This window comes from Brevundimonas mediterranea (assembly GCF_014196125.1).
GTDB classification, from domain to species: Bacteria; Pseudomonadota; Alphaproteobacteria; order Caulobacterales; family Caulobacteraceae; genus Brevundimonas; species Brevundimonas mediterranea.
On sequence record NZ_JACIDA010000002.1, the window covers coordinates 364,223 to 384,301 of the forward strand.

Here is a 20,079-nt window from a genome sequence, read left to right on the forward strand (position 1 = left end):
TTAAACACCCGTCTATCGGCTGAATAAGTAGAAGTGCGTATATCGGAACGTCAGGATTTTCTGCGGTATTCCAGGAAGATCGGCGCCGTGTCCCCCAGCCGCTTTTCTTCGTAACGGGTGATGACGTGGTCCGCCGGCGGAACGAACCAGTCCTGATCCACCGCCCCGATCCGCTGCAGCCCCTGCGTGCGCTCAAGCCGCTCCAGCGTCCACTCGGCGTAGTCGCGCCAGTCGGTGACGAACCGCAGCGTCCCGCCCGGCTTCAGGATGCGGGCGAAGGCCTGGGCCGTCTCGTCCTGCAACAGGCGGCGCTTGTTGTGCCGCGCCTTGTGCCAGGGATCGGGAAACAGGATCAGCACCCGGTCGACCGAGACGTCGGGCAGGGCGTCGACCAGGTCGCGCGCGTCGTCGGCGTGGATGCGGACATTCTTCAGCCCGCCCTCTTCGACATGGCGCAGGGCCGAGGCGACGCCGTTCAGGAAGGGCTCGCAGCCGATCACCAGGGCGTCGGGCCGCGTCGCCGCCTGGGCCGCCATATGCTCCCCGCCGCCGAACCCGATCTCCAGCCAGACCTCGACCGCCTCGGGCATCATCGCCCTCGGGTCCAGCGGACCGGCCTTGGGATCGGGCACGGCGATCTGAGGCAGCAGCGTCTCCATCAGCGCCGCCTGCCGCGGCTTGATCGGCCGCGCCTTGATCCGGCCGAACGACCGCAGCGGCCGGTCGAGATGGGGGTTTTCGTCGTCGTTCATGCGCGTGCCGTTAGCGGTCCCAGGCCGGAGCGTCCAGACCATCCGCTCTCACCTCCAAAGAACATCGAAATCTTTTGACGCCTCCGCCGGATGCCCCTCCTATGACGATCGCAAGACACGTCGGGCTGGCGTGTCGTCGGGAAGAGGGGATCTGATGATCGGACATCATCTGCGAGGCGTCAGCCTCGCGGCCATAGGCTGTGCTGTGCTCGGCCTGTCGGCTTGCGCCACGACGGGCGCGGAATCGGAGACGGCGGCGCCGTCCAAGGACAAGACCCTGGCCGCCGGCCTGGATCCGGCGACCACGCTGAACCCCTATCCGTCCACCTATCAACCGTTGCCGCGCGAGAATTTCGCCGTGGTCGGCGCGACCGTCCTGACCGGCACGGACCGCAAGATCGAGAACGGCGTGGTCGTGGTCACGGACGGCAGGATCGCCGCCGTCGGCGACGCCTCGACCCCCGTCCCCGCCGGCTATCGCGTCGTCGAGGCGCGCGGCCGCTATGTCACCCCCGGCGTCATCGACGTCCACAGCCACCTGGGCGTCTATCCGTCGCCCGGCGTGCAGGGCATGAGCGACGGCAATGAGGCGACCAGCCCGAACACCGCCCAGGTCTGGGCCGAACATTCGCTGTGGCCCCAGGATCCGGGCTTCAACACCGCCCGCGCCGGCGGCGTCACCACGCTTCACATCCTGCCCGGCTCGGCCAATCTGTTCGGCGGCCGGGGCGTGACCATCCGCAACACGCCGTCCATCACCATGCAGGGCATGAAGTTCCCGGACGCCCCCTATACGGTCAAGATGGCCTGCGGCGAGAACCCCTCGCGCGTCTATGGCGGCCGTAACCAGAGCCCGGCCACCGGCATGGGCAATATGGCCGGCTACCGCGCCGCCTTCATCGCCGCGCGCGACTACAAGGCCAAGTGGGACAAGTGGCGCGAGGACGGCGAGGGCGCGGCCCCGACCCGCAATCTTCAGAGCGAGACCCTGGTCGGGGTGCTGGACGGCTCGATCCTGATCCAGAACCACTGCTACCGCGCCGACGAGATGGCCATGATGATCGATATGGCCAAGGAGTTCGGCTACCGCATCACCACCTTCCACCACGCCACCGAGGCCTACAAGCTGGCCCCGCAACTGGCCGCCAACGGCATCTGCGCCGCCATGTGGACCGGCTGGTGGGGCTTCAAGATGGAGGCCCTGGACGCCATCGAGGAGAACGCCGCCCTGGTGGACGCGCAACAGGGCTCGTGCGCCGTCATCCACTCCGACGACGCGGAACTGACTCAACGGTTGAATCAGGAAGCCGCCGCCGCCCTGTCGGCCGGTCGCCGCGCCGGGCTGAACATCTCCGAAGAGCACGCCATCGGCTGGATCACCTCCAACGCCGCCAAGGCCATCGGCATCGCCGACCAGACCGGCTCGCTGGAGGCCGGCAAGCGCGCCGACGTGGTGATCTGGAGCGCCGATCCCTTCTCCATCTACGCCCGCGCCGACCAGGTCTTCATCGACGGCGCCCTGACCTTCGACCGGACCAACCCCGCCTATCAGCCGACCAGCGACTTCGAGCTGGGCCAGCCAGGCTATGGCCTGACCACCGCCAACGTCGCCGAAGGAGCCCGCTGATGCGTCTGTCCCACATCCTCGCGGGCGCCGTCGCGGCCCTGTCTCTCGCCGCCCCGGCCCTTGCTCAGGACACCGTCGCCATCGTCGGCGGCCGCGTCCTGACCGGAACCTCCGTCATCGAGCAAGGCACCGTCGTGATCCGTGACGGCAAGATCGTCTCGGTCGGCGCGGGCGCCGCCCCCTCCGGCGCCCGCGTCATCGACGCGACCGGCAAGGTGGTCGCCCCCGGCTTCGTCGCCGTCGATTCCGGTCTCGCCGGGACCGAGGTCGGCGCTGTCAGCGGCACCAACGAACTGCGCAACAGCGCCAACACCCTCAGCGCCGCCTTCGACATCTCTTACGGCCTCGACCCCTGGTCCTTCACCCTGCCGGTGGCGCGCCTGGGCGGGATCACCCGCGCCGTGGTCGTGCCCCAACACCCCGGCTCGTCCGGCGGCCATGTGCATGAGGACGAAACGGCCGGCGCCGGCGACGGCGGCTATCAGACGCCGGGCCTGTTCGCGGGCCAGGCGGCGGTCATCCGTCTTGCTCAGGGCAGCGACATCCTGATCAAGCCGCGTGTGGCCATGGTCGCCCCCTTCGGCGAGGCCGGCGCCGACATCGCCGGCGGCGCGCGCGGCGCCCAGTTCGTCCTGTTCAAGGAGACCCTGGCCGAGGTCCGCCTCTACGCCCGCAACAAGTCGGCCTATGAGCGGGCGGGCCTGCGCGACCTCAGCCTGTCGCGCGCGGACCTGGAGGCCCTGATCCCGGTCGCCAACGGCTCGATGCCCCTGATCGTCAGCGTCCACCGGGCGTCCGACATCCAGCAGGTGCTGCGTCTGGCGCGCGAGGAAGGGATCAAGCTGATCCTGGACGGCGCCGAGGAAGGCTGGCTGGTCGCCGGCGACATCGCCGCGGCGGGCGTGCCGGTCCTGCTGAACCCCATCTCCAACCTGCCCGCTGACTTCGAGATGCGGGCGGCGCGGATGGAGAATGCGGCGGCCCTGAACGCGGCCGGCGTCGTCATCGCCATCAAGGGCAACGAGGGCTCGACCCACCGCGCCCGCGAGGCCCGCTACAACGCCGGCAACGCCGTCTCGCACGGCCTGCCCTATGGCGCCGCCATCGCCGCCCTGACGGTCAATCCGGCCAGGATCTTCGGCATGGCCGGCCAGTTCGGCCAGATCGCGCCGGGCGCCGCCGCCGACGTGGTGGTCTGGTCCGGCGACCCGCTGGAGCCGCTCAGCCAGCCCTCGGCCGTCTTCATCGACGGCGTCGAACAACCCCTGACCAGCCGCGCCCTGCTGCTGCGCGACCGCTACCGGCAACAGACGCCGATGCCGCCGGCCTATCGCAACTGACGGCCTTCATGGTCTGAAGAAAAGGGGCGGGACCGCAGGGGCCCGCCCTTTTTCACATCCGCCTATCGGACCATAAACCGCAGGGCCGCACGCGCCAGCCGGCCCGCCGCCCCGTCCCACGGCGGCCCCAGCCGTTCGAAAACGTTCACCGGCCCGACGTCATAGACCGCCCGCGCATGGCTGAAGCGTTTGAAGCCCTCATGCCCATGATAGGCGCCCAGGCCGCTGGGGCCGACCCCGCCGAACGGCAGGTCGTTCTGGGCGATATGGAGCATGGTCCCGTTCAGGGTCACCCCGCCCGACAGGCCGGCGCCCAGGATCCGGTCGCGCGTCCGCGCCTGGTTCGTGAAACCGTACAGGGCCAGAGGCCGGGGCCGGGCGGCCACGAAGGCCAGGGCCTGATCCAGGGTCTCATAGCCGATCACCGGCAGGACCGGCCCGAAGATCTCCTCCTGCATCAACAGCCCGTCGGTCGGCGGGTTCAGCACCAGGCTCGGGGCGATCTTGCCCCCCTCGGCGGCCGCATCAGGGTGTTCCAGCACCACCGCCCCCGCCGCCCGCGCCGCCGCCACCGCCTCGCGCAGCCGGACCCGGTGGCGATCGCTGATGACCCCGCTGTAGTCGGGATTGTCCCCAAGCCTCGGATAGGCCCGGCGCGCCTGATCCAGCACGGCCTCCGCAAAGGCCTGGACCTGCCCGGCCGGGACCAGGGCGTAGTCGGGGGCGATACAGGTCTGGCCCGCGTTCAGGAACTTGCCGAAGGAGATCGACTGCGCCGCCTTGTCCAGCGGATAGTCGGGGGCCACGACCGCCGGCGACTTGCCGCCCAGCTCCAGCGTGACCGGGGTCAGGTTCTCCGCCGCCGCCCGCATCACCTCGCGCCCCACCCGCGTCGATCCGGTGAAGACCAGATGGTCGAAGGCCAGGCGCGAAAAGGCCTGGGCGGTCTCCACCCCGCCGTTGACCACGTTCAGCACCGCCGGATCGAACCGCTCGGCCACCGCGGCCTCCAGCAGGGCCCCGAAGGCAGGCGTCAGTTCGGACGGCTTGATCATCACCCGATTGCCGGCGGCCAGGGCGTCCACCGTCGGCCCCAGGGCCAGCAGCAGCGGATAGTTCCACGGCGCGATCACCCCGACCACGCCCAGGGGCTCATGCCGGATCCAGGCCCGCGACGGCTGGAACATCAGGTCCACCCGCCGCCGCTCGTCCCGCATCCACCGCCCCAGATGGGCGCGCGCATGGTCCAGGCTGCGGATCAGCGGCGTGACCTCCAACAGCCCCGTCTCCATCGCCGACCGCGCCCCGAAATCCGCATCTATGGCCCGCGCAAAGGCCTCGCGCCGCTCCAGCACCAGGGCCTTCAGCGCCGCCAGCCGCTCGCGCCGCACCTGGGCCGACGGAGCCCCCTCCGCCCGCGAGGCCGCGTGCTGAAGCCCGAACCGGTCCGAGAGCCCGTCGTGTGTCATCGCATCCAGATCCTTCGCCGCGCCGGCCGCAATCGCCCGACCGCCCCCACTTCTCAAACCCGCTCCGGCCGGGGTCAAGCCCCATCCCCAAACCCTGTCTCCTCCCCCTCTGGGGGAGGTGGATCGGCGCATAGAGCCGAGACGGAGGGGGCGCGTCCGCACGACCCGCGCCTCTTGCGGACCGCTGCGATCCGGGTCCAAATGGTGCGCTGACGACTGCGGGAGGGCAGACGATGTCGAAACTGAGCCTTGCCTTGTGGGCGGCCCTCGCCACCTTCCTAATAGGGACTTTCCGGACCAGTTTTCCGGCTGAATGGGGCGGACGCCCCGGCCTCTTCGCCCTGGTCGTCGTGGCCGTTCCGACGCTCGCCTGGACCATCGAATACACACGTCGGCGGCAGCGCCTAGGCGACAGACGCTAGATCCAAACCGGCCACGCATGCCGATATTCCGAAACCCCTGGCTACAGGCCGTACTCCTGGGCGCAGGCCTGTTCGCCCTATCCCTGCTCATCCGAGCGGCGGCCAATATGGTCGTCGGCAGCTTCACCGCCGGCCCCAGCGCGCCGGACGCCTTGGTCGCCGCCCAGGATACGGTCTCGCGGTTCGCCTATGGGTTTCTCCTGGCCGTGTTTCTGCCTGCGGTCATCGAGACGCCGCTGGTCGTCTGGGCGGTCCGGCGCGCCCGCGACGACACCCCAAGCCTCGGGCTGGCCTTCATCATCGCGATCATTGCGGCGCTCGCCTGGCTGTTGCACGGCATGAGCCCCGGCTCGCTCGGCCAGGCGACCGCCTTCGCCGTGATGGCCTACGCCGCCTGGGGTTGGTCGCGACGGCTGGGACGGCTTCGCGCCTACGCCCTGCCGACCCTGTCGCACGCCGTCTGGAACAGCATCGGCCTGGCCCTCTTCATGGCCAACCCGAGCTGAGCCCAGCCCCCGACCTGCCGCCGTCCCCCACACCCGTCTCCTCCCCCTCTGGGGGACGCAGCGCGGCGCGTCTTCCGCGCCGTGACGGAGGGGGTGTGTCCGCAAGACCGGCGCCGTCTTTGACTGGAACGTGGCGGAAGTGGAACTTGGGCCGATAGTCTAGAGACCGATAGAGATCCATCGTAAGGGCGGTGGTGGCCTTGTCGATGGATCTCCGGCCCGATCCGAGGAGAATTTGGTGCTCACTGCAATCATGATGGCCGCAGCGGTGCAGGCGGTTGCGACGGATGAGTTTCCGAAACAGGCCTATGTGATGGTGCAATGTGTCGCCGGGCCGAACGAGACGGTCAGCGATTGTCGTGTGCTGGAAGTCAGCCACCCCGGCCAAGGCCTCGAAGACGCCGCCATAGCCGTGGTCCGCCGCGGGCGCGTAGGGCAGAGCAACGGCGTGGCTGTGGGTCAGACGTTTCGGATCAAGATTGCTTTCCGTTTAGCTGACGAGGACGATGAGACGCCCCCGCCAAAATCGATTGGCGGCGAGGCGCCCCCCAACTCAAACTGACGGGTTTGGCGCCGGCAAGCAGGGAGTCGACGACCCGCCCCCGTCCGCGCTAGGTCAGGCCCATGCCCACCGCCCTCTACATCGACGCCGACGCCTGCCCGGTGAAGGAGGAGGTCTATCGCGTCGCGCGGCGCTATGGGCTGAAGACCTATGTGGTCTCCAACGGCTGGATGCAGGTCCCGCGCGAGGCCCTGATCGAACAGGTGGTGGTGGACGCCGGGCCGGACGTGGCCGACGACTGGATCGCCGAACGGGCGGGCCTGGGCGATGTGGTGATCACCGCCGACATCCCCCTGGCCGACCGCTGTCTGAAGGCCGGGGCTCAGGCGCTGAAGTCCAACGGCCAGGCCTTCACCCCGGACTCCATCGGCTCGGCCCTGGCCGGGCGGATGGTGGGCGAGCATCTGCGGTCGATGGGGGTCGCGACGTCCGGCCCTCCGCCGTTTTCGGCCGCCGACCGGTCGCGGTTTCTTCAAGCCCTGGACCAGGCTGTGGTCAAGGCGCGTCGAGTCGCCCCCCCGAGCCAGCCATGACGACGGTCATTCCCGAGGACGAGCTGGAGTTCCACTTCTACCGCGCCGGCGGACCGGGCGGCCAGAACGTCAACAAGGTCTCGACCGCCGTCCAGATGCGGTTCGACGTGAAGAACTCCCCCAGCCTGACCGAGCCGGTGAAGCAGCGGCTGATGAAGCTGGCCGGCAGTCGGCTGACGCTGGAGGGAGTGATCCTGATCACCGCCGTGCGCCACCGCACCCAGGAGCGCAACCGCGCCGACGCGATGGAACGGCTTCAGGCCCTGGTGGACGAGGCTTCGATCCGGCCGGTCTTCCGCGTCCCGACCCGGCCGACCAAGGCCTCGAAGGAGCGCCGGCTGAAGGCCAAGACCAGCCGCGCGTCGATCAAGTCGGGACGCGGCCGGCCGACGCTGGACTAGGACTCAGCTCTCGACCGGACGGAACAGCAGGGCGGCGATCTTGTCGTCGGCGTCGAAGCCGATCACCCATTCGGTGACCTGGTTGTCGAAGGTCACCTTGAACAGATGGGCCTCGCCTTCCGGCCGTTCGAAGGCGACGGTCTTGACCGCGCCGAAGCCCTTGACCAGCGGCGCGACCTGATCCGCCTGCTGGCGGATCTGGGCCGCCAGGCTGTCGGTGAAGACCGAATAGTCGAAGCCGGGACCCTGGGCCGCCGCGATCACGGCGCGCAGCGCCTCTTCGGACCGGGCGATGTCGGGTGCGGTCGCCGCAACGGCGGGAGCGGTCGGCGCCGGGAGGGCCGGTTGAGATTGCGCCTGGGCCGGCCGGTCGAAACTGTTCGGCACGGCGCCGGCTGCGGCGCCACTGGATTGGGCGAATGCGGAGGCCGGGGCCAGAAGCAGGGCTACGGCGATCAGGGTCGACTTCATGCGAAGGCTCCGGTCAGTGCAGATAGGGCCAGAGCGAAAGGCCCAGGGCCGTCAGGGCCGCGATGACCGCGACCATGACTGAAGCCGTCACCCAAGCGGGAGTTCCCGACTTTTCGATGACCACCGTCGCCGGACGCGGCGGGTCCTGCACCAGGCGCGAGATGGCGCGCGCCGCCGCGATCATCTCGTTCAGGGCGTCGCGGGCCTGGGCCTGGGGCCCCAGCTCGCGCCGGATCCAGCGTTCGACCACCGGCTGGGCGGCCTTCCACAGGTCGTGGTCGGGCTGAAGCCGGCGCGCCACCCCCTCGACCGAAACCATGGTCTTCTGCAGCAGGATCAGTTCGGGCCTCAGCCGCATGTCGAACAGGGCGGTGATCTCGAACAACTGGCCCAGAAGCCGGCCCATCGACACCTGGCTGGCGGCCCGGCCGATCACCGGCTCGCCCACGGCGCGCAGGGCCTGGGCGAAGGTCTCGACGGAGTGATGCGGCGGCACATAGCCGGCCTCGAAATGGACCCGGGCGATGCGGTCGTAGTCGCGGCTGATGAAGCCCCACAGGATCTCGGCCAGATAGCGCCGCTCGGCCGGCCCAAGCCGCCCCACGATGCCGAAGTCGATGGCCGTCAGATGGGCCGGGGCGCTGGCGAACAGATTGCCCTCGTGCAGATCGGCGTGGAACACCCCGTGGTCCAGGGCCTGGACCAGGAAGGCCCGCACCACATTGTCGGCCAGCAGATCGACATCCAGGCCCGGCAGATCCGCCAGGGCCGGATCGGTCATGGGCAGCCCTTGCGCCCATTCCAGCGTCAGCACCCGCTTGCCCACCCCGTCCCACACCACGGCGGGGGCGGACATATAGCCGTCCTTGGCCATGACATCGGCCATCTCACTGGCGGCGGCCGCCTCAAGCCGCATGTCCAGCTCCAGATCCATCGAATTGGCGATGGTCTCGACGAAGGCCTGGGGCTCCAGCCGGCGCGACAGGGGAACCAGCCGGTACACCAGGGCGGCGCCCAGCCGCATGGCGTCCAGCCCGTCGGCGACCCGGCGCTCGACCCCCGGCCGCAGCACCTTGACCGCCACGGCCCGGCCGTCGGCCAGGGTCGCGCGGTGCGCCTGGGCCAACGACGCGGCGGCGACCGGCGGGCTCAGATCGATGAACAGGCTTTCGACCGGTCGGCCGAGGGATTTCTCGATCTCGCGCCGCGCGTCTTCCAGCGGAAAGGGCGGCAGGGCGTCCTTCAACCGGCCCAGGTCACGCGCGAATTGCAGGCCGAAGATGTCGGCGCGGGTGGCCAGGACCTGGCCCAGCTTGATCGCCACCGGCCCCAGATGTTCGAACGCCTTGCCCAGTCTCTGGCCCGGCCGGCCCTGACGCCCGTCTCGGCCGGACAGCATCTGCACCGCGCGGGCGAAGGGGCGAGCCCAGACGGGCAGCAGGGGATTGGCCTCGCGCGGGATCAGGGCGTCATGACGCGCCAGAACCCACAACCAGCCCAGCAGGCGCAGAAAGGCCGCCACAGGATTGTGCACCGCCACGGCGGCGGGGGGCGGCGGGGCCGTGCGGTAGACCCGGGTCAGATCGCCCACCCGTGGTGGATGGCGGCGATCCCGCCCGACAGATTGGTCACCGACACGCGTTTGAAGCCCGCGTCCTCGATCAGGGCCTTGAACGCCGCCTGGTCAGGGAAGCGGCGGATGCTCTCGACCAGATACTGATAGCTGTCGCGATCCTTGGCCACCCAACCGCCGATGCGGGGAATGGCGTGGAAGGACCAGGCGTCATAGGCCGCGCGGATCGGCCCTGTCGTCGGGCGCGAGAACTCCAGGCACAGGAACCGGCCGCCCGGCTTCAGCACGCGCCGCGCCTCGGCCAGGGCCTTGTCGATATGGGCCACGTTGCGGATGCCGAAACTGATCGAATAGGCGTCGACCGAGGCGTCCGGCAGCGGCAGGGCCATGGCGTCGCCGACCGACCAGCTCATCTCCGGCTCGCCGCCCTTGTGCACCCCGGCCAGGATCATCTCGGCGTTGTAGTCCAGCACGATCACCGAGGCGTCCTCGCCGCCGCGCCGCTCCTGGGCCGCGCGCGCCATCTTGGAATAGCGCCGGGCCATGTCGCCGGTGCCGCCGGCCACGTCCAGGATGGTCTCGCCGGGCCGAGGGTTCAGCTTGGCCGCCGCCGCGTCCTTCCAGAGGCGGTGGACGCCCACGCTCATCAGGTCGTTCATGACGTCATAGCTGGAGGCGACGGAATCAAAGACCCCGCGCACCATCTTGACCTTCTCGCGCGCATCGACGTCGCGGAAGCCGAAGGAGGAACGGTCGCCCGACGAATGCGGGCCGTGAGAGGAGGCGTCGGTCATGCGCGCGGGTCTAGCGCGTCGCGGGCCGCCCGTCACGCCTCACTAGAGCCTGATCGCGTCGCTTCCGATCCGGCTTGCGGCTGGGGCAGTTCGAGATCCTTCATCACCTCGCGCATCAGGCCGTAACAGCCGCACGACGCTTCCTCCAGCCCGTCACGGTCCAGCACCCTGACCCAGCCCCGGCCCCGCTGGATCAGGTCCTTGCCCTCCAACACGGTCCCGACCTCGGAGACCGTGGCGCGGCGCACGCCCAGCATGCCGGCGATGTCGGCCTGGGTCAGGTCGATACGGTCGTCCTCGGCCCGGTCGTGCAGGGTCAGCAGCCAACGCGCCAGCCGCTCGTCCAGCCTGTGCTGGGCGTTGCAAGCGGCGGCCTGCTGCACCTGGGCCATCAGGCCTTCGGTGAAACGCGACAGGGCCTGGCGCAGGCCTTCGCTCTCATCCAGCGCCTCGCCGAACACCTCGGCCGAACAGCAGACGGCCACCCCGTCGCGCTGGGAGATGGCGCGACTGGCGGCGCGGGCGTTGAACGGGCCGCAGGTCACCCCGACCAGACCTTCGCGCCCGATGGCGGCGGTCTCCACCATCTTGTCGTCCGGCAGGACGGTCATCAGCGACACCACGCCCTTCAGCGGGAACCAGACCTGATCGACCGCCTCGCCGGCGTCGTACAGCATCTGGCCGCGCGCGATCTGGTGCTCGCTCAGATGAGGTTCGATCCGCTTCCGGTCGGCCGCGTCCAGGGCGGCGAGCCACAGATTGTCCATATCCACTTCCTCCGCGCCAGAAACGGCGACGCTTTCGCGACGTCCGATAACGCCAGAGCTTGACTATGCGTTCCGCGACCGTCGGAGACGTTTGCGCACGCTTGCCGCGATCCGTCGGGCGCCTTACGCCGGAAGAAAAGAGGAAAGCCCATGACCGACACTCGCCTTGACGTTGCGGAAGCCCTGAAAACCCTGCCCGCCTGGTGCCCCCATGACGGCGACCGGGCGGCCATTTCGCGCAGTCTCAAGTTCGCGGATTTCAACGCCGCCTTCGGCTTCATGACCCGCGTCGCCCTGATGGCCGACAAGATGGATCACCATCCGGAATGGTCGAACGTCTATGACCGGGTCGAGGTGCTGCTGACCACCCACGACGCCGACGGCGTGACCGACAAGGACGTGACCCTGGCCCGGTTCATCGACCGCGCCGCCGGCGACATGGGAGCGATCTCGTGAGCGCCGCTTCCTCCGCCCGCCCGGGCCGCGTCGCCGGCAAGACCGTCCTGATCACCGGCGCCGCCGGCGGCCTGGGCGAGGCCATGGCCTTCATGATGGCCCGCGAAGGCGCCCGCCTGGCCCTGACCGACATCGACGGCGACCGCGCCGCCGCCCTGGCCGCCCGGATCAACGCCGAAATCCCCGGCGTCGCCTTCGCCTACGCCCACGACGTGGCCAGCGAGGCCGAATGGGAACAGGTGATCGCCGCCGCCGTCGCCGACCTGGGCGGCCTGTCGGTCCTGGTCAACAACGCCGGCGTCGGCGGCCCCCTGGCCTTCGTCGAACAGGACACGGTCGACAACTGGCAGCGTCAGTACGAGATCAATCTGCGCTCGATCATGCTGGGCGCCAAATACGCCATGCCGCACCTGCGCGCCGCCGCCCCGGCCTCGATCATCAACATCTCGTCCATCGCCGGCCTGGTCGCCGCCCCCGGCATGGGCGCCTATAACGCCACCAAGGCCGCCGTCTGGATGTACACCAAGACCCTGGCGCTCGAGGCCGCCAAGGCCGACTGGAACGTGCGCTGCAACTCGGTCCATCCGGTCTTCATCAAGACCCCGATCCTGGATCCCTTCATCGCCATGGCCGGCGGCGACGAGGCCAAGGCTCACGAACGCCTGACCCGCGGCATCCCGCTGAAACGGATCGGCGAACCCGACGACGTCGCCTGGTGCGTCCTCTACCTCGCCTCCGACGAGTCCAAGTTCGTCACCGGCTCCGAGTTCAAGATCGACGGGGGCATGACCGCGCAATAGGGCGTGAACGCCCTATTGCTTTCTTAGGGGGCCTATCGCGCTTCGCGCTGCATGAGGCCAGGGAGTCTCTTTTCGGCCTATCGCGCTTCGCGCTGCATGAGGCCAGGGAGTCTCTTTTCGGCCTATCGCGCTTCGCGCTGCATGAGGCCAGGGGGCGCCCGGCGGCGGCGGTTGGAAGACAGTCATCCGACCGTCTTGCGCGCATTCGGGATTGAGACCGCCCGCCGCTTGCTGTAAGCGGCCTCTTCGGCGTCACGCCGACCACGCACCCGTAGCTCAGCTGGATAGAGTACTGCCCTCCGAAGGCAGGGGTCACAGGTTCGAATCCTGTCGGGTGCGCCATCTTCTCGTGCATGATCCCGAAAGGCGGATCTATGAGGACCGGCGCCACGCCGAGCCACCAGATCTTGGTCGCCGGATCGCACCCTAGCAGCACGGTTCATTGAGAGCGCCCGTCGGTTGAACCTAGGCCCCGACGCAACTCCTAGAGGATTGACAGCCGCCACCGGTTGAGTCTCAATCCTCTCGCAACCTTTGGAGGCAAATCGTGATGAGAACCGCGTTCTTCTGCACTGCCGTCGCCGCTTTCGCGCTGTCCGGCTGCGCGGCCCACACCGGCGGGGCGGCGTCCGTGGCCATCTCGGCCACAGACTATTCCAGCTTGTCGTGCGAGACCTCCCGTACCGAGCTGACCGAGGCCCGCGCCCGGAAAGGCGACCTGACGCGCCGTGAGAGCCACGCCGCTTTGGTTGACGTCAACGGCGTCTCCCGGTCGACAGTCTGGCGGGGATCGGCCTTCGGCGCCGAGTTGGAGGGCAAGCTGGCCCAGGCGAAGGTCGAGGTGGAGACCCTAGAACGGAGCATCCAGGCGCGCTGTAACGGCTGATCCCCATCAGGATCGGACAGAAGCGCCCGGACGCCCCCACCCTGCATCGCCGACCTGCTCTTGCGCTGGCCGGGTTGGGCTGTTTCGGATTTTGCGACTTGAGGAAAAGGCTCAACCTTCCCCTAGGATCCCGTCCAGCCGGGCCGTCAGTTCCGCCTCGTCCAGCCCCTCGACCTCGACCATCTTCAGCCGCGACTGGCCGCCGCGCGCCAGATCGACCGACGACTTCGACACCCCCAGCGCCTTGGCCAGGAACTTGACCAGGGCGGCGTTGGCCTCGCCGTCCACCGGCCGGGCGCGCAGCCGCACCTTCAGCACCGGCCGGCCCTCGGCGTCGACGTCCCAGCCGTCGATCCGGTCGCTGGAGGCGCCGGGCTGAAGCTTGATCGGCAGTCGGGCCATTCGGTCCCCGCAGAATGCAGAAAGGGCGCGACGTCCGGCGTCGCGCCCTCCCCTTATCGGATAATTCCCCGGCGATCAGCCCAGGGCCTCAGCCCAAAGCCTCAACCCAGGGCGGCCATCAATTCCGGCACAACGGTCTTGTAGTCGCCGACCAGACCATAGTCCGCGACCTGGAAGATCGGGGCGTCCGGGTCCTTGTTGATGGCGACGATGGTCTTGGAGTCCTTCATCCCCGCCAGGTGCTGGATGGCCCCCGAAATGCCGATGGCGATATACAGGGCCGGGGCCACCACCTTGCCGGTCTGACCGACCTGGTAGTCGTTGGGGGCGTAGCCGGCGTCGACCGCCGCGCGCGAGGCGCCGATGGCGGCGCCCAGCTTGTCGGCCAGGGGCTCCATCACGGCGTGGAACTCGTCCGCCGAGCCCAGGGCGCGACCGCCCGAGACCACGATCTTGGCGGCGCCCAGGTCCGGGCGGTCCGACTTGACCATTTCTTCCGAGACAAAGGCCGTCTTGGGCGCATCGGCGCCGGCGACCCTCTCGACCGGGGCGGACCCGCCCTCAGCCGCAGCGGCGAAGGCCGTCGGACGCACGGTGATCACCTTCTTGGCGTCCGCCGACTGGACCGTCTCCAGGGCGTTGCCGGCGTAGATCGGCCGCACGAACGTATCGGCCGACACCACCTCGATGATGTCCGAGATCGGGGCGACGTCCAGCTTGGCGGCGATCCGGGGCGCGAAATTCTTCCCGTCCGTCGAGGCCGGCGTCAGGATGGCGTCGTAGCCGGCGGCCAGGGGCACGACGGTGTCGGTGACCGCCTCGGCCAGGCCATGGCCCAGGCCGGCGCTCTCGGCCAGCAGCACCTTGCGCACGCCCGCGATCTTGGACGCGGCGTCAGCAGCGGCCTGCGCCCCCTGCCCGACGACCAGGACGTCCACGTCGGACGACAGGCCCAGGGCGGCGGTCACGGTCTTGTGGGTGGTGTCGCGAACGGTCGAACCGTCGTGATCGGCGATGACGAGGACAGCCATATTACAGCGCTCCCACGGACTTGAGCTTGGAAACCAGTTCGGCGGCATCGGCCACCTTGACGCCGGCCGACCGCTTGGGCGGCTCGGTGACCTTCAGGACCTTCAGACGGTCGGCGACATCGACGCCATAGTCGGCGACCGCCTTGACGGCGATCTCCTTCTTCTTGGCCTTCATGATGTTGGGCAGAGAGGCGTAGCGCGGCGTGTTCAGCCGCAGGTCCACCGTCACCACCGCCGGCAGGTCGGCCGCCAGGGTCTGCAGACCGCCGTCGACCTCGCGCGTCACCGTCGCCTTGCCGCCTTCGATCACCAGTTTCCCGGCGAAGGTCGCCTGGGGCCAGTCCAGCAGGGCGGCCAGCATCTGGCCCACCGCATTATTGTCGCCGTCGATCGACTGTTTGCCCATCAGCACCAGGTCGGGCTTTTCTTCCTCGACCACAGCCTTCAGCAGCTTGGCGACCGCCAGCGGCTCCAGGTCCGTGTCCGACTGGATCAGTATCCCCCGATCCGCGCCCATGGCCAGGGCGGTGCGGATGGTTTCCTGGGCCTGGGTCACGCCGATGGAGACCACGACGATCTCGGTCGCGGTGCCGGCGGCGTGATGTTCCTTGCCTTCCTTCAGACGAACCGCCTCTTCGACGGCGATTTCGTCGAAGGGATTCATGCTCATCTTGACGTTGGCCAGATCGACGCCGGACTGGTCAGCCTTGACGCGGGCCTTGACGTTATAGTCGATCACCCGTTTGACGGGGACGAGAACCTTCATGGGTCTATCCGTGAATTCGCCTGAATGTAGGGGCAGGACATGGAGCGGTCGCGAAGGCCTGTCAACGTAACGCGGGGTCAAGCTCCCGTGCAAAACCCGCCTAACGGATCCTGAGATGAAGCGTTTCCTGACCTTTCCCCGCCTGGCCATGATCTTCTTCGCCCTGTTCGGCGTCGCCGTGGCGGGGGTTTTCGCGGTCCAGGCCTATTGGGTCGCGCCGGGCGAACGCTGCGAGGCGGCGGGCAAATGGTACGACATGGAAAACCGCATCTGCGCCCAGCCCATCTCCATCGCCCAGATCACCGGCCGCCCCAACGGCGTCTCCCGCGCCCAGGCCTCGGACGAAAAGAACCGCGAACTGATCCGCATCGAGGACGAACTCGCCGCCCAGGACCGCGCCCGCGCCGCCGAAATCACCCGCCAGAAGGCGGCGCTCAACGCGGCCAGACCGGCGACCTGATCGGATAACGTCACCTCTCCGCGCGCGAAGGCGCGGGGAACCAGACCCTCTCCCGCTTGCGGGAGAGGTGGCCCGGCGTTCGCGAAGCGAACCAGGGTCGGAGAGGGAAGTGTCTCTCAAAAGAAGACTTCCCCCATCGTCAGCCGTCTCGCTCCGCTCGACGAGCTGACACTTCCCCCGCAAGCGGGGGAAGGTCTGTGACCAGGATTCACCTCCCCCTTCGCCTTCGCGCGCGGAGAGGTGACGCCGCCCTCTCTTCTTTCGTCATGTATGGACGGTGCGCCCCCTACCGCCGCACCGCTTCCGCTCGCCCCGCCTGACGAGCGACCGTCTTGCCCGTCCCCTAACGCCCGTCTACCCTAGGGACCGGCCACGCCGCCCGGAGGTTGCGGCCGAAGGGGGACTTCTATGCCGTCTATGCGTCGCCTTGCGCTTGCCGCGGCGGGGGCCTTGGCCCTGTCGGCCGCTACCTTCCCCGCCGAGACCCAAGCCGCCCCCTTGCCGTCAGGATCGCCGCCACAGAACGCAGCCCCGCCCCCAGCTCAACTCCCGGCCGCCAGAGACTGGGGGAAAACCCTGCGCGAGGATGCGACGGCGATTCACGACGCCATCGCGTCCAGCCATCCCGGCATGGTCAACCCCGACGACCCACAGTTCGCGCGCCTGAACGAGGCGCAATACGCCCTGGCTCTGACCCGCGCCGACGCCGCCGACAGTTTCGCCGACTACTTCTACGCCCTGCAGCACTATGTGGCGGCGTTCAATGACGGCCATCTCGGGTTCGGCGTCTACGGATCGACGCCCGACCAGGTGAAGACCTGGCCTGGCTTTATCGCGCGGGACGACGGGGCCCGAGGCCTTGTGGTGACGTTTGCAGAGCCGTGGGCCGGCGTGCCTGCGGGCGCCAAAATCGCGTCATGCGACGGTCGCGACGCCTTCCAGGTCGGAAATGATCGGATCGGCGCCCGTTTCGGGCGGTGGGAACTGGCGTCCCAGCGCGTCCTTTCCGACGGAATGGTCATGCTCGATACGGGCGATCCGTACGTCGAACCCATCAAAAACTGCGTCTTCGAAACCCCCGCCGGCGCCCGCGCAGTCGACCTGGACTGGCGACCGGCCGGACCCGACTTCTATTCCCGCTACGATGTCTTTCCAGACCCCAAGCGAGGTGCGATCGGGATGCGCCGCCTGGACGACGGTCGCTACTGGATCACGCTTCCGACCTTCAACGGCAACCCGGAAAGTGAAGACGGGCGCGGTCTGGCCGGCTTGATCACGCAGATCGCAGCACAGGCCGACGCCCTGCGTTCCGCCCCGGCGATTGTCTTCGACCTTCGCGGCAATGGCGGCGGATCATCGCTGTGGTCGGATCAGATCGCAGAAAACCTGTGGGGGCCGGGCGCGTTTCAGCACGCGCCCGAACCTCCAATGACAGTCGTTTGGCGCGCCTCCGAAGACAATCTGCAAGCCATGCGCGCGAATCTGGAAAAGCGCGACGCGAATGGAAACCTCTCAAGCGAAGCCAGGGCCTGGTATCAGAACTCCATCGCCGGGTTGGAGCAGGCGCTGGCGAGAGGCGATGATCGCTGGGTCATACAGCCCAATCTCGATGGCGGCTCGGCGACCGCCCCCGAGGCCTTGGCCTTTCAGCCGCCGGAAGGGACCGTGTTCGTGCTGACGGACGAGACCTGCATTTCGGCCTGTCTCGACGCCGTGGACCTGTGGGTTCGTCTCGGCGCAAAGCCCATCGGACGCGAGACCGGAGCCGATACCGTCTATATGGAAGTGCGATCCGTCAGGGTCCCCAGCGGCCTCGGCGCCATGTCCCTGCCGATGAAATTCTATATCGGCCGGGAGCGGGGACATAATCAGCCCGTGACGCCCCTCCATCGCTTTGACGGAGACATGAACGACACGGCGGCGCTTGAGGCCTGGGTGACGACGCTTCCACACTAGGGGGGGCGGTGCAGCCCCTACCGCGTCGCCCCCGGCTTCCACTTCACGTCATTGGCCCCGTTTGCATTCGCCCGGCGCCCCGCCACGAACAGATGGTCCGACAGCCGGTTCAGATAGCGCACCGCCGCGCCGTTGACCGCCTCGCCCGCCTCGACCAGCCGCACGGCCTCGCGCTCGGCGCGGCGGCACACCGTCCGGGCTACGTGCAGATGGGCCGACAGGGGCGAGCCGCCGGGCAGGATGAAACTGTCCAGCGGCTTCAGGCTTTCGTTCATCCAGTCGATTTCCTGCTCCAGCCGCTCGACCTGGCTGTCCAGGATGCGCAGCGCCTCCCAGGCCGGGGGCGGGTCCAGCGGCGTCGCCAGATCGGCGCCCAGGTCGAACAGTTCGTTCTGGATCCGGGCCAGCATGGCGTCGATCCGGTCGTTCTGGCCGCTGTTCAGCCGGGCCACGCCCAGGACGGCGTTCAGTTCGTCCACCGCGCCGTAAGCCTCGACCCGGGGATTGGTCTTGGACACCGGCGCGCCCGAGGCCAGCCGCGTCTGACCGTCGTCGCCGGTGCGGGTGTAGATCTTGTTCAGCGTCACCATGATCAGGCCCCCTGCGTCGCCTTCCACACCATGCCGCCGACCAGGATCAGCACGGCCACGGCCTGAAGCCCGACCCGCCAGCGCATCAGTTTGTTGGAATGGCTCCGGGCGTAATCCCCGCCCCGGAACAGCGAATAGAGGCCCAGGCCCAGCGTCACCGTGACGGCGAGGATGGCGGCGATGACCAGGATGTCGAACATCTGCATGGCCCTGTTCTAGTCCCCGCGCGCGGCGGACGCCAGCGACCGAGCCTGTCCTGATCCCGCCGGAGCCAGGGATGGATTCGCCGACCCCTGCTTTTTCTGCGCGACAGCTAAGCCATTAGTCACGATTGGCGTTGCAATCTGCGCGGCATGACTGATCGCGCCGTCCGCAACCTCGAACACCTCCGGGGCTCCGCCTCCACCGCCCGCGTGCTGAACCTTCTGCGGGTGTGGGAGGAAAACGGCGAAAGCCGATCGGACGGCGCCGTGCGTAATCCCGACTGGGCCGCGCGACCGGTGTTTCGCACCCACGCCCTGAACCGGTCCCTGATCATCAAGCACCGGCTGCGGCGCAACGAGACCGATCTCTTCACCGGCCGACGCCAGGTCGCCACCAAGGTGGTCATCCCCATCGACGACGAGGATCTGAAGACCGGGGGGCGCTATGTCTTCGTCAATCAGATCGGCTTCGAGCGGATGATGATCGAGGCCTTCGGCGTGGCTCCCACCCACCCGGATATCGAGACCCTGCGCCTGATCGACAAGCTGCCGTCCCTGGACCCCTTCCTGCTGCGCGAGCAGCTGCGGCGCGGCGGACTGGATCCGGCCCCCTGCTATTTCTCCATCAGCGACGGCGACCTGCAGCGGATGGTGGCCTTCGTCCATAGCGAGGTCGAGCCCCTGGTCACCCTCAGCCTGGGGGCCGACACCTTCGCGGTGGCCTCGGACTCGGCGGCGCGGATGGCGGCCAAGATCCTGTCCAACACGCCCGGCGACCAGCTGGAGGCCCTGCGTCTGACCCTGCGTCTGGCGCCGGAGCAGTATCAGGAGGGGGTCTTCTGCTGGAAGGGCTTCCTCTATTACAAATGGACCCTGTCCACCCTGCTGGGCGAGGTCGCCGCCGTGGCCGAGGCCGTGCGCACCATCAAGCCGAGCGGCAGGATCGACCGTCCCGCCCGCGAATATCTGGACCGCAGCCGCGCGGTCCTGCGCGGCCGCATCATCCGCACCTGCGACGAGGTCAGCCGCACCCTCAGCATCTATGACGACGCCTACGCCCGCCTGACCCAGGAGGGCCGGCCGACCGCCTTCCGCGACTTCCTGCTGGACGCCCCCTCGATGTTCGCCAAGCTGGGCGACCAGCTGGGCGCGGTCCAGCATATCGTCAGCTACTGGCGTTTCCGCTTCGGCCCGGCCGCCCATCCGGCCAATGTCGAGGAGCTGATGGACATCTTCATGGACTTCGAGACCGGGCTGCTGGGCCGCGGCGAGAGCCCCGACGACATCGGCGTGATGGCCGCCTAGTGGGGGC

At 68.6% G+C, this 20,079-nt stretch carries 23 protein-coding genes and 1 tRNA gene; 13 read left to right on the forward strand and 11 right to left on the reverse strand.

The genetic code is table 11. The features are described from left to right. Nucleotides 1-50: 50 nt before the first annotated feature. Nucleotides 51-752, reverse strand: a complete 702-nt coding sequence (gene trmB, locus GGR11_RS10630) for a tRNA (guanosine(46)-N7)-methyltransferase TrmB (RefSeq protein ID WP_183196851.1) — start codon at nt 750-752, stop codon at nt 51-53. Nucleotides 753-906: 154 nt separating this feature from the next. On the opposite strand from trmB, the gene GGR11_RS10635 reads away from it, so the two are divergent. Further along, nucleotides 907-2,379, forward strand: a complete 1,473-nt coding sequence (locus GGR11_RS10635) for an amidohydrolase (protein ID WP_183196853.1) — start codon at nt 907-909, stop codon at nt 2,377-2,379. Continuing rightward, a complete protein-coding gene (locus tag GGR11_RS10640; protein WP_183196854.1) occupies nt 2,379-3,719 on the forward strand; it encodes an amidohydrolase family protein in 1,341 nt (446 codons plus the stop codon). The genes GGR11_RS10635 and GGR11_RS10640 overlap by 1 nt, the downstream gene beginning before the upstream one ends. Before the next feature lie 62 nt (nt 3,720-3,781). Here the strand turns inward: GGR11_RS10640 and GGR11_RS10645 are convergent, their stop codons facing one another. Continuing rightward, a complete protein-coding gene (locus GGR11_RS10645) occupies nt 3,782-5,188 on the reverse strand; it encodes a coniferyl aldehyde dehydrogenase (RefSeq protein WP_183196855.1) in 1,407 nt (468 codons plus the stop codon). Between the two features lie 439 nt (nt 5,189-5,627). On the opposite strand from GGR11_RS10645, the gene GGR11_RS10650 reads away from it, so the two are divergent. The 4 genes from GGR11_RS10650 (at nt 5,628) to arfB (ending at nt 7,612) form a co-directional block, all read left to right on the forward strand. Further along, nucleotides 5,628-6,116, forward strand: coding sequence for a hypothetical protein (locus tag GGR11_RS10650; RefSeq protein ID WP_183196856.1), 489 nt, complete (start codon nt 5,628-5,630; stop codon nt 6,114-6,116). A gap of 238 nt (nt 6,117-6,354) precedes the next feature. After that, entirely contained in the window at nt 6,355-6,678 is a 324-nt protein-coding gene (locus GGR11_RS10655; protein WP_287929011.1) for an energy transducer TonB, read from the forward strand. Between the two features lie 62 nt (nt 6,679-6,740). Further along, the gene (locus GGR11_RS10660) at nt 6,741-7,211 is read left to right on the forward strand and encodes a YaiI/YqxD family protein (RefSeq protein ID WP_154726976.1); all 471 of its coding nucleotides are present in this window, start codon (nt 6,741-6,743) and stop codon (nt 7,209-7,211) included. Beyond that, nucleotides 7,208-7,612 (forward strand): alternative ribosome rescue aminoacyl-tRNA hydrolase ArfB, encoded by a 405-nt coding sequence (arfB, locus tag GGR11_RS10665; RefSeq protein WP_183196857.1) that lies wholly within the window; start codon nt 7,208-7,210, stop codon nt 7,610-7,612. The genes GGR11_RS10660 and arfB overlap by 4 nt, the downstream gene beginning before the upstream one ends. Nucleotides 7,613-7,615: 3 nt before the next feature. Here arfB and GGR11_RS10670 read toward each other — a convergent pair whose 3' ends face one another. From GGR11_RS10670 to GGR11_RS10685, 4 genes are read right to left on the reverse strand one after another with little or no spacing between them, the layout of a single operon-like run. Next, complete coding sequence (locus GGR11_RS10670) at nt 7,616-8,083, reverse strand: hypothetical protein (RefSeq protein ID WP_183196858.1); 468 nt, start codon at nt 8,081-8,083, stop codon at nt 7,616-7,618. A gap of 13 nt (nt 8,084-8,096) precedes the next feature. Further along, nucleotides 8,097-9,674, reverse strand: coding sequence for a 2-polyprenylphenol 6-hydroxylase (ubiB, locus tag GGR11_RS10675; protein WP_183196859.1), 1,578 nt, complete (start codon nt 9,672-9,674; stop codon nt 8,097-8,099). After that, nucleotides 9,662-10,450 (reverse strand): class I SAM-dependent methyltransferase, encoded by a 789-nt coding sequence (locus GGR11_RS10680; RefSeq protein ID WP_008259087.1) that lies wholly within the window; start codon nt 10,448-10,450, stop codon nt 9,662-9,664. The genes ubiB and GGR11_RS10680 overlap by 13 nt, the downstream gene beginning before the upstream one ends. 32 nt (nt 10,451-10,482) lie before the next feature. After that, nucleotides 10,483-11,217 carry a Crp/Fnr family transcriptional regulator gene (locus GGR11_RS10685; protein ID WP_183196860.1) on the reverse strand — a complete coding sequence of 245 codons (735 nt, stop codon included), beginning with the start codon at nt 11,215-11,217 and terminating at the stop codon, nt 10,483-10,485. A 150-nt stretch (nt 11,218-11,367) separates the two neighbouring features. On the opposite strand from GGR11_RS10685, the gene GGR11_RS10690 reads away from it, so the two are divergent. The 4 genes from GGR11_RS10690 (at nt 11,368) to GGR11_RS10705 (ending at nt 13,359) form a co-directional block, all read left to right on the forward strand. After that, a complete protein-coding gene (locus GGR11_RS10690) occupies nt 11,368-11,673 on the forward strand; it encodes a 4a-hydroxytetrahydrobiopterin dehydratase (RefSeq protein ID WP_183196861.1) in 306 nt (101 codons plus the stop codon). Then, a complete protein-coding gene (locus GGR11_RS10695) occupies nt 11,670-12,473 on the forward strand; it encodes an SDR family oxidoreductase (RefSeq protein ID WP_183196863.1) in 804 nt (267 codons plus the stop codon). The genes GGR11_RS10690 and GGR11_RS10695 overlap by 4 nt, the downstream gene beginning before the upstream one ends. A 265-nt stretch (nt 12,474-12,738) precedes the next feature. Continuing rightward, nucleotides 12,739-12,815 (forward strand) — tRNA-Arg (locus GGR11_RS10700). 205 nt (nt 12,816-13,020) lie between these two features. Continuing rightward, nucleotides 13,021-13,359: a hypothetical protein gene (locus tag GGR11_RS10705; protein WP_183196865.1), complete on the forward strand. Its 339-nt coding sequence runs from the start codon at nt 13,021-13,023 to the stop codon at nt 13,357-13,359. Nucleotides 13,360-13,470: 111 nt separating this feature from the next. Here the strand turns inward: GGR11_RS10705 and GGR11_RS10710 are convergent, their stop codons facing one another. From GGR11_RS10710 to GGR11_RS10720, 3 genes are all read right to left on the reverse strand, one after another. Beyond that, complete coding sequence (locus GGR11_RS10710; RefSeq protein WP_183196866.1) at nt 13,471-13,761, reverse strand: DUF167 domain-containing protein; 291 nt, start codon at nt 13,759-13,761, stop codon at nt 13,471-13,473. A gap of 101 nt (nt 13,762-13,862) precedes the next feature. Then, a complete protein-coding gene (locus tag GGR11_RS10715) occupies nt 13,863-14,792 on the reverse strand; it encodes an electron transfer flavoprotein subunit alpha/FixB family protein (protein WP_183196867.1) in 930 nt (309 codons plus the stop codon). 1 nt (nt 14,793) lies between these two features. Beyond that, on the reverse strand, nt 14,794-15,558 hold the full coding sequence (locus GGR11_RS10720; RefSeq protein ID WP_183196868.1) for an electron transfer flavoprotein subunit beta/FixA family protein: 765 nt from the start codon (nt 15,556-15,558) through the stop codon (nt 14,794-14,796). 115 nt (nt 15,559-15,673) lie between these two features. On the opposite strand from GGR11_RS10720, the gene GGR11_RS10725 reads away from it, so the two are divergent. Both GGR11_RS10725 and GGR11_RS10730 read left to right on the forward strand, forming a co-directional pair. After that, a complete protein-coding gene (locus tag GGR11_RS10725) occupies nt 15,674-16,018 on the forward strand; it encodes a hypothetical protein (RefSeq protein ID WP_183196869.1) in 345 nt (114 codons plus the stop codon). A gap of 408 nt (nt 16,019-16,426) precedes the next feature. Beyond that, nucleotides 16,427-17,974: a S41 family peptidase gene (locus GGR11_RS10730; RefSeq protein ID WP_221205247.1), complete on the forward strand. Its 1,548-nt coding sequence runs from the start codon at nt 16,427-16,429 to the stop codon at nt 17,972-17,974. 17 nt (nt 17,975-17,991) lie between these two features. Here GGR11_RS10730 and GGR11_RS10735 read toward each other — a convergent pair whose 3' ends face one another. Continuing rightward, entirely contained in the window at nt 17,992-18,564 is a 573-nt protein-coding gene (locus GGR11_RS10735; RefSeq protein WP_183196871.1) for a cob(I)yrinic acid a,c-diamide adenosyltransferase, read from the reverse strand. A gap of 2 nt (nt 18,565-18,566) precedes the next feature. Next, nucleotides 18,567-18,770 (reverse strand): twin transmembrane helix small protein, encoded by a 204-nt coding sequence (locus tag GGR11_RS10740; protein ID WP_183196873.1) that lies wholly within the window; start codon nt 18,768-18,770, stop codon nt 18,567-18,569. Nucleotides 18,771-18,917: 147 nt separating this feature from the next. Here GGR11_RS10740 and GGR11_RS10745 point away from each other — a divergent pair, with 147 nt between their 5' ends. Next, nucleotides 18,918-20,072 (forward strand): hypothetical protein, encoded by a 1,155-nt coding sequence (locus GGR11_RS10745; RefSeq protein WP_183196874.1) that lies wholly within the window; start codon nt 18,918-18,920, stop codon nt 20,070-20,072. The last annotated feature ends 7 nt before the right edge of the window (nt 20,073-20,079 follow it).

What these genes read in the sequence shown, in the direction of transcription:
- trmB (WP_183196851.1), bottom strand. Translation starts at nt 752, where the DNA reads ATGAACGACGACGAAAACCCCCATCTCGACCGGCCGCTGCGGTCGTTC.
- GGR11_RS10635 (WP_183196853.1), top strand. Translation starts at nt 907, where the DNA reads ATGATCGGACATCATCTGCGAGGCGTCAGCCTCGCGGCCATAGGCTGT.
- GGR11_RS10640 (WP_183196854.1), top strand. Translation starts at nt 2,379, where the DNA reads ATGCGTCTGTCCCACATCCTCGCGGGCGCCGTCGCGGCCCTGTCTCTC.
- GGR11_RS10645 (WP_183196855.1), bottom strand. Translation starts at nt 5,188, where the DNA reads ATGACACACGACGGGCTCTCGGACCGGTTCGGGCTTCAGCACGCGGCC.
- GGR11_RS10650 (WP_183196856.1), top strand. Translation starts at nt 5,628, where the DNA reads ATGCCGATATTCCGAAACCCCTGGCTACAGGCCGTACTCCTGGGCGCA.
- GGR11_RS10660 (WP_154726976.1), top strand. Translation starts at nt 6,741, where the DNA reads ATGCCCACCGCCCTCTACATCGACGCCGACGCCTGCCCGGTGAAGGAG.
- arfB (WP_183196857.1), top strand. Translation starts at nt 7,208, where the DNA reads ATGACGACGGTCATTCCCGAGGACGAGCTGGAGTTCCACTTCTACCGC.
- GGR11_RS10670 (WP_183196858.1), bottom strand. Translation starts at nt 8,083, where the DNA reads ATGAAGTCGACCCTGATCGCCGTAGCCCTGCTTCTGGCCCCGGCCTCC.
- GGR11_RS10680 (WP_008259087.1), bottom strand. Translation starts at nt 10,450, where the DNA reads ATGACCGACGCCTCCTCTCACGGCCCGCATTCGTCGGGCGACCGTTCC.
- GGR11_RS10685 (WP_183196860.1), bottom strand. Translation starts at nt 11,217, where the DNA reads ATGGACAATCTGTGGCTCGCCGCCCTGGACGCGGCCGACCGGAAGCGG.
- GGR11_RS10690 (WP_183196861.1), top strand. Translation starts at nt 11,368, where the DNA reads ATGACCGACACTCGCCTTGACGTTGCGGAAGCCCTGAAAACCCTGCCC.
- GGR11_RS10710 (WP_183196866.1), bottom strand. Translation starts at nt 13,761, where the DNA reads ATGGCCCGACTGCCGATCAAGCTTCAGCCCGGCGCCTCCAGCGACCGG.
- GGR11_RS10715 (WP_183196867.1), bottom strand. Translation starts at nt 14,792, where the DNA reads ATGGCTGTCCTCGTCATCGCCGATCACGACGGTTCGACCGTTCGCGAC.
- GGR11_RS10720 (WP_183196868.1), bottom strand. Translation starts at nt 15,558, where the DNA reads ATGAAGGTTCTCGTCCCCGTCAAACGGGTGATCGACTATAACGTCAAG.
- GGR11_RS10725 (WP_183196869.1), top strand. Translation starts at nt 15,674, where the DNA reads ATGAAGCGTTTCCTGACCTTTCCCCGCCTGGCCATGATCTTCTTCGCC.
- GGR11_RS10730 (WP_221205247.1), top strand. Translation starts at nt 16,427, where the DNA reads ATGCCGTCTATGCGTCGCCTTGCGCTTGCCGCGGCGGGGGCCTTGGCC.
- GGR11_RS10735 (WP_183196871.1), bottom strand. Translation starts at nt 18,564, where the DNA reads ATGGTGACGCTGAACAAGATCTACACCCGCACCGGCGACGACGGTCAG.
- GGR11_RS10740 (WP_183196873.1), bottom strand. Translation starts at nt 18,770, where the DNA reads ATGCAGATGTTCGACATCCTGGTCATCGCCGCCATCCTCGCCGTCACG.
- GGR11_RS10745 (WP_183196874.1), top strand. Translation starts at nt 18,918, where the DNA reads ATGACTGATCGCGCCGTCCGCAACCTCGAACACCTCCGGGGCTCCGCC.